The 7,474-nt window shown below is 71.7% G+C and carries 6 protein-coding genes; 4 read left to right on the forward strand and 2 right to left on the reverse strand.

Annotated elements, in window-relative coordinates; genetic code table 11:
* The coding region (locus VE172_RS10400) for a GntR family transcriptional regulator (RefSeq protein ID WP_349258332.1) at positions 1–165 on the reverse strand (165 nt) is incomplete at its 3' end.
* Positions 166–214: 49 nt separating this feature from the next.
* Between VE172_RS10400 and VE172_RS10405 the strand changes: the two genes are divergently transcribed.
* Both VE172_RS10405 and leuE read left to right on the forward strand, forming a co-directional pair.
* The gene (locus VE172_RS10405) at positions 215–856 is read left to right on the forward strand and encodes a pyridoxamine 5'-phosphate oxidase family protein (protein WP_324800846.1); all 642 of its coding nucleotides are present in this window, start codon (positions 215–217) and stop codon (positions 854–856) included.
* 11 nt (positions 857–867) lie between these two features.
* Positions 868–1,515 (forward strand): leucine efflux protein LeuE, encoded by a 648-nt coding sequence (leuE, locus tag VE172_RS10410; RefSeq protein WP_324800848.1) that lies wholly within the window; start codon positions 868–870, stop codon positions 1,513–1,515.
* Here leuE and VE172_RS10415 read toward each other — a convergent pair.
* On the reverse strand, positions 1,495–2,133 hold the full coding sequence (locus tag VE172_RS10415; RefSeq protein WP_324800851.1) for a LysE/ArgO family amino acid transporter: 639 nt from the start codon (positions 2,131–2,133) through the stop codon (positions 1,495–1,497). The two genes, leuE and VE172_RS10415, sit on opposite strands and share 21 nt — an antisense overlap.
* 329 nt (positions 2,134–2,462) lie before the next feature.
* Here VE172_RS10415 and VE172_RS10420 point away from each other — a divergent pair, with 329 nt between their 5' ends.
* Both VE172_RS10420 and VE172_RS10425 read left to right on the forward strand, forming a co-directional pair.
* Positions 2,463–3,386, forward strand: coding sequence for an endonuclease/exonuclease/phosphatase family protein (locus tag VE172_RS10420; RefSeq protein ID WP_414715088.1), 924 nt, complete (start codon positions 2,463–2,465; stop codon positions 3,384–3,386).
* A gap of 35 nt (positions 3,387–3,421) precedes the next feature.
* On the forward strand, positions 3,422–7,474 hold a 4,053-nt coding region (locus tag VE172_RS10425), incomplete at its 3' end, for an Lhr family ATP-dependent helicase (RefSeq protein WP_324800856.1).

The following is a 7,474-nucleotide window of genomic DNA, read 5'->3' on the forward strand; positions in this document are numbered from 1 at the left end:
GTAGGCGGCGGCCACGGTGGCGGCGGCCAGGCCGAGCTCGGCGGCCAGGCCCCGCACGGGCGGCAGGGCCGCGCCGGGTTCCAGGGATCCCGAGTGGACACCGGTCTCGACGCTGGAGACGATCTCGGAGGCGGTCGCGCCGCGGATCTGATATTGTTCTACCACAGTTACCAGATTGTACTAGTACATTATCGCGATCCCCACGGGAGGCCCCATGTCCTTCGCCCCGACCGAGCTCACCACCTCCCTGCGCAAACCCGAGAAGCTGCGCTACGACGCCGAATCCGTCCACGGGATCCTCGACGAGGCGTACGTGTGCCACGTCGGCTACGCCACCGACGGCGTGCCCCGGGTGCTGCCCACCGCCTACTGCCGCATCGGCGACGTCGTCTACTTCCACGGCTCCACCGGAAGCCGGGCCTTCCTGACCGGGCGCGACGAGGGCGTCGACGTCTGCCTCACCGTCACCATCCACGACGGCATCATCCTGAGCCGCTCCTGGTTCCACCACTCGATGAACTACCGCTGCGTGATCGCCCACGGCCGCGCCCTTCCCGTCACCGACGAGGTGGAGAAGCGCGACGCGCTGGCCGCCCTCGTCGACAAGCTGGCGCCCGGCCGCTCCAACGACTCCCGCCCGCCCACCGACAAGGAGCTCGCCCAGACCGCCGTGTTGGCGCTGCGGCTGAAGGAGGTGTCGGTGAAGGAGCGCACCGGCGGGCCCGGCGAGGAGCCGAGCGACCTCGACCTGCCGTTTTGGGCGGGGACGCTTCCCATATCGTCGAATTTCGGGCGGCCGGTTCCCGACGAGCATGTTAAGGTCGCCACCCCCGTCGGTCTCCCCCAACCGTCCTAAAGGAACACACCATGCTCGGCATCACGAACCTGTGGGCGTACGTCCTCGCCACCGTCCTGATCATCCTGTTGCCGGGGCCGAATTCGATGTACGTGCTGTCGGTGGCGGCCCGGCGCGGGGTGCGCACCGGATACCGGGCGGCGTGCGGGGTCTTCATCGGCGACACCGTGCTGATGATCGCCTCGGCCGCCGGGGTGGCGTCGCTGCTCAAGGCGTCCGGTCTGGCGTTCACCGTGGTCAAGATCGCCGGAGCCGTCTACCTCACCTATCTCGGCGTCAACCTGATCCGCAGCGGCGTCAAGACCTGGCGCGCCAAGCAGACCCCCGACGCCGAGCCCGAGCCGGTCGGCGAGCTGGAACATCCCTTTCGGAGGGCGCTGATCGCCAGCCTGCTCAACCCCAAGGCGATCCTGTTCTTCGTGGCCTTCTTCGTGCAGTTCGTCGATCCGGTGTATCCCTACCCGGCGTTGAGCTTCACGATCCTCGGCGCCATCGTCCAGATATTCAGCGTCGCCTATCTGAGCGTGCTGATCTTCGGCGGCAACGCCCTGGCGTCGGCGTTTCGGCGCCGCCGCGTGCTGTCGTCGGTGGGCACCGGGGCCGTCGGCGCGGTCATGATCGGCTTCGCCGTCAAGCTGTCACTGCTGAGCGGCGTCTAGGTTCTGGACGAACTCCACGAACATCATCACGGCGAAGCCCATCATGACCAGCGCCGATCCCACCGAGATCACCTTGCGGCGCTTGGCGGTGAGGCGATTGCGGATGATGAAGCCCGCGGTGCCCAGCACCAGGAACCACACCAGCGAGGCCATCACCGTCCCGCCGGCGAACCACAGCTTGTCGACGCCGGTGCGGGTGACGGCCACCGCGCCGATCACCCCGACGGTGTCCAATATGGCATGTGGATTGAGGAGGGTGACGCCCGCGGCCCGGCGCGCGATGCCCGCCGGACTGGCCACGCTCACCGTGGCGACCTCGTCCGATATGGACGACGAGCGCACCTCGCGGTACGCCAGGAAGGTCAGGAAGCAGCCGCCGCCGGCCAACAGCGCGGCCCGCAACAGGTGATTCGACTGGACGACGGAGCCCAGCCCCAGGGTCCCCGCCGAGATCAACAGCGCGTCGCACGCGGTGGCGGCGACCGTTCCATAGAAGACCTTGGGGAAGCCGACATCGATTCCCAACTGGATGATGAAGAGGTTCTGGGCCCCGATGGGCGTGATGAGTCCAAGTCCCAACGCGATCCCGGCAATGACTTGGGGGATGGCTTGACTCATCGGGTGGGGGTCCTTCGCGCCAATGAACGAGACCGGGGGGTCCTGAGTGGCCGGAAACACAGGCGTTGGGCAGTATATAGAAGCGCGGCCACGGACACACGACCCGAAGCGCCGACGGCCGCCGCGCGAACGGGGCCGCACACGCGGGGTGACGGGGCGATCCTGGCGGACGCGAGCCGCCCGGTCACGCACGGTTGCCGCCGGCGCGGGCGGCGGCGTGACTCTCGTACCATGGTCGGCGGCGGAGCAGGTTTTTCAGGGAGGCGGAGTGCGTGGTTGACACCGAGCAGGAGGTGCGGTCGGAAGCGCCGCGCGCCAGGCGATCCACGATGTGGACGCGGGGGATGGTGCCCGCGGCGCTGGCGGCGATCCTGGCGGCGATCCTCGCGTTTCATTCGGCGGTGCCCAACGCGGTGGGCAATCTCGGCAGCCTGCTCGACACGTTCCTGCCCTGGCTGGGTTGGCTGATCCTGCCGCTGGGCGCGTGGGCGGCGCTGCGCCGCTCGGCGCTGGCCGGGGCGGTGCTGCTGCTTCCGGTCCTGGTGTGGGCCGGCATGTACGCCGGGCTGTTGCCCGACAAGAGCGACGGCGCGCGCGACCTGCGGGTGGTGGCCCACAACGTCAACGCCGCCAACACCGACGCCAAACAGACCGCCGCCACCATCGTGGCGTCCAAGGCGGACGTGGTGGCGCTCGAGGAGGTGTCGCAGGAGGAACTGCCGTCGTACGAATCGGCCCTGGGCGGGGCGTACCCGTACCACTTCCAGGAGGGCACGGTCGGGATCTGGTCGCGGGACCGGATCACCGATTCCGGGCCGGTGGACATCGGCATCGGCTGGACCCGCGCGATCCGCGCCACGGTGCACACCGACGCGGGACAGGTCGCCGTGTACGTCGCGCACCTGGCCTCGGTGCGGGTCGACAGCGGCGGGTTCACCTCCGGGCAGCGCGACACCACCGCGGAGCGGCTCGGCGACGCCATCGCCAAGGAACGGCTCCACTCGGTGCTGCTGCTGGGCGATCTCAACGGGACCATGCAGGACCGCAGCCTGGCGCCGCTGGCCTCCCAGCTGGAGTCGACGCAGGCCGTGGCGGGCGAGGGTTTCGGCTTCACGTGGCCCGCCTCGTTCCCGATGGCGCGCATCGACCAGATCCTGGTGCGGGGCGTCACGCCGGTGAGGTCGTGGACGCTGAAGCGCACCGGCAGCGACCACCTGCCGGTCGCCGCCGACGTCAAGGTTCCGGGGAGTTAGACCCGGCGTCACAGGTGCGGGGCAGGATCTAGGGCATGACCAGCGACCCGCTCGACGCCTTCGGCCCTGCCACCCGCCAGTGGTTCCGCGGCGAGTTCGGCCGTCCCACCCCGGCGCAGGAGGGGGCGTGGCGCGCCATCGCGCGCGGCGACAACGCGCTCGTGGTGGCGCCCACCGGTTCCGGCAAGACGCTGTCGGCGTTCCTGTGGTCGCTGGACCGATTGTCCAGCGCTCCCCCGCCCGACAACCCGCAGCGCCGCTGCCGGGTGCTGTACGTCAGCCCGCTGAAGGCGCTGGCCTACGACGTCGAGCGCAACCTGCGGCTGCCGCTGGAGGGGATCGGGCGCGAGGCCGAGCGGCTCGGCGTCGAGGCGCCGTCGGTGAGCGCGGCGATGCGCACCGGCGACACCCCGCCCGAGGAGCGGCGCGCCTTCGCCCGCCACCCGTCCGACATCCTCATCACCACCCCCGAGTCGCTGTACCTGCTGTTGACGTCGGCGGCGCGGGAAGCCTTGCGCGGCATCGAGACCGTGATCGTCGACGAGGTGCACGCGGTGTGCGGGACGAAGCGCGGCGCGCACCTGTCGCTGTGCCTGGAGCGGCTGGACGCGCTGCTGGAGTCGCCCGCGCAGCGGGTGGGCCTGTCGGCCACGGTGCGCCCGATCGCCGAGACCGCGCGTTTTCTGGGCGGGGAGCATCCCGTGACGGTGGTGAATCCCCCGTCCGCCAAGACCATCGACCTGTCGGTGGAGGTGACGGTCGAGGATCTGTCGAATCTCTCCGATGTGGACGAGTACGGGCAGCCGTCGGTGTGGCCGTCGATCGCGCGGCGGGTGTACGGGTTGATCCGGGCGCATCGCTCCACCATCGTGTTCGTCAACTCGCGGTCGCTGGCCGAGCGGCTGTGCGCCCGGCTCAACGAGGTGGTGCTGGAATCCCACCCGCCGTACCGTTCCCCGTCCCCGGCGCACCTGATGGCGCAGTCGGAGGCGGCGGCGGGCGCGCCGCCGGTGCTGGCGCGGGCGCACCACGGGTCGATGTCGCGCGAGGAACGGCTCGGCGTGGAATCGGCGTTGAAGTCGGGGGAACTGCCCGCCGTGGTGTCGACGTCCAGTTTGGAACTGGGCATCGACATGGGTGCGGTGGAACTGGTGGTGCTGATCGGCGCCCCGCCGAGCGTGGCCTCGGGGTTGCAGCGGGTGGGCCGCGCCGGGCACCAGGTGGGGGCGGTGTCGCGGGGCATCGTGTTGCCGACGCATCGTTCCGACCTGCTGGCCGCGTCGATCGCCGCCGAGCGGATGCTCGACGGCGGGATCGAGGAGCTGGCGCCGCCGCGCAATCCCGTGGACGTGCTGGCCCAGCACGTGGTGGCGATGGTGGCCATGGACGACTGGAAGCTGGAGGACCTGGCGCGGGTGGTGCGCCGCGCGGCGCCGTTCGCGTCGCTGCCCGACGCCGCGCTGCGCGGGGTGCTGGACATGGTGTCGGGCAAGTATCCGTCGACGGCGTTTTCGGGTCTGCGTCCGAAACTGTTGTGGGACAGGGCATCGGGGCGGCTGTCGGCGCGCAAGGGCGCGCAGCGGCTGGCCGTCCTCAATGGCGGGACGATTCCCGATCGGGGCTTGTACGGGGTGTTTCTGGCCGACGGCGGCCAGGGCGCCCGGGTGGGCGAGCTGGACGAGGAGATGATCTACGAGTCGCGGGTGGGCGACGTCTTCCTGCTGGGGGCGACGTCGTGGCGGATCGACGCCATCACGCCCGATCGCGTGCTGGTGACGCCCGCGCCGGGGCAGGCGGCGCGGATGCCGTTTTGGAAGGGCGAGGACCCCGGCCGCCCCGCCGAGCTGGGCAGGGCGATCGGCGCGGGGGTGCGCCGGATCGCGGAGACTCAGGCCACGCCCGAGCAGCTCGACGCGACCGCCGCGGCCAATCTGCTGTCCTATGTGAACGCTCAGCGGGAGCAGACCGGGGCGGTGTGCGACGACCGCACCGTCGTGGTGGAACGGTTCCGCGACGACCTGGGCGACTGGCGGCTGGTGATCCACTGCCTGTTGGGGGCGCGCGTGAACCGCCCGTGGGCCCTGGCCATCGGCGCCCGCCTGCGGGAGCGCTTCGGCATCGACGCCCACGTGCTGGCCACTGACGACGGCATCGTGGCGCGGCTGCCCGACATGGAGGAGCCGCCGGGAAGGTCCCTTCTGGACTTCGACGCCGAGGCTGTCTCGGCGCTGGTCACCACGGAGCTCGGCAACTCGCCGCTGTTCGCCGCCCGCTTCCGCGAGTGCGCCGCCCGCGCGCTCTTGTTGCCGCGCAGGGGAATCGGACGCCGCCAACCGCTGTGGCAGCAGCGGCAGCGCGCCAGCCAGCTGTTCGAGGTGGCGCGGGAGTTCGACGACTTCCCCATCACCGCCGAGGCCGCCCGCGAGTGCCTCGAGCAGTACTTCGACATGCCCGCCCTGGAGGACCTGATGCGCCGCCTGGGCGACGGCTCGATCGCCACCGTCGAGGTGGTCACCGAGCAGGCCTCACCGTTCGCGCACAGCATGCTGTCGGCGTTCACCGCCGCGAATCTGTACGGCGAGGACGAGCCCCTGGCCGAGCGCCGCGCCGCGGCCATGAACTCGGGCCTGCTGGAGGAACTGCTGGGCGAGGGCGACCAGCTGCTGGACCCCGCGGTGGTGGCCGAGGCGGCGGCCTGGCTGGGCTGGCGCGACGGGCGCGACCTGTCCGACCCCGACGACGTGGCGGAGCTGCTGCGGGTGGTCGGCGACGTGTCGCGCGACGGCCTGGCCGAACGCGGCGTCGACGCCTCCACGATGTCGGCACTGGTCGAGGCGGGGCGGGCGCTGCCCGTCTCCGTCGGCGGCCAACGCCGCTGGATCGCGATCGAGGACGCGGTGCGCTACCGCGACGGTCTCGGCGTCGACCTGACGGGCGCCGCGTCCACTGAGGATGAATTCGTGGACCTGTGGAGCACCGCGCCGCCCGGCGGGTCCGACGGCGACGGCGAGCGGGTGCCCGAGGTTCCCCCCGAGCTGCTGACGCCCGTGGCCGCGCCGCTGGACGATCTGGTGGCGCGCTACGCGCGCACGCACGGTCCCTTTGAGACGGATGAGGTGGCGCGGCACTTCGGGTTGGCGGGCGACGCCGTGGAGGCGTGCCTGCATCGCCTGGACGCCGACGGGGTGGTGCGGCACGGACGGTTCGTGTCGCGGGCGTCGCGGCAGTGGTGCGCGGTGGATGTGCTGCGGCTGTTGCGGCGCAAGACCCTGGCGGCGCTGCGCGCCGAGATCGCGCCCGTTCCCGCCGCGAAGTACGCCGCGTTCCTGGCGGACTGGCAGGGGGTGGGCGCCGGGGCCGTCGGGGTCGACGCGGTGGCCGACGTCGTGGAGCAGTTGCAGGGGGCGGTGGTGCCCGCGTCGGCGTGGGAGTCGTTGATCCTGCCCGCCAGGGTGGCCGAGTACTCCCCCGCGCAGCTGGACGAGCTGACCGCCTCGGGCGAGGTGTTGTGGTGCGGGGCGGGCGGGCTGGCGGGCTCCGACGGGTGGATCTCGTTCGCCTACGCCGATGCCGCGCCCCTGGTGCTTCCCGAGCCCGATCCCGAGGCGCTGTCCGACGAGCTGCGGCGTGAGGTGCTTCAGGCCCTGGACGTGGCGCGGTTCTTCCGCGATCTCACCGAGGCCGTCGACGGCGACGACGCCGAGGTGCTGGACGCCCTGTGGGGCCTGGTGTGGGGCGGCTGGGTGTCCAACGACTCGCTGGCTCCCTTGCGCGCCAAGCTATCGGGGCCCGGACACCGTTCTCAGGCCCCGCGCCGTCCCCGCCGCCCCGGGCGCTTCGTGGTGACGCGGCCGTCGGTGCGTTCGGCCCCGCCGACGTCGGCGGGGCGCTGGTATCGCCTGCCCGGCCGCGAGGCCGACCCCACCCGACGCGCCCACGCCGCCACCGCGACCCTGCTGGATCGCCACGGCGTCGTGGTGCGCGGCGCGGCGGCGGGCCAGTCCAGTGGTTTCGCGGGCCAGTACCCGATCCTGTCGGCCATGGAGGAGAGGGGCGCCGCCCGCCGCGGGTACTTCGTCGCAGGGTTG

The organism is Stackebrandtia sp. (assembly GCF_035643755.1).
In the GTDB taxonomy this organism is placed as follows: Bacteria; Actinomycetota; Actinomycetes; order Mycobacteriales; family Micromonosporaceae; genus Stackebrandtia.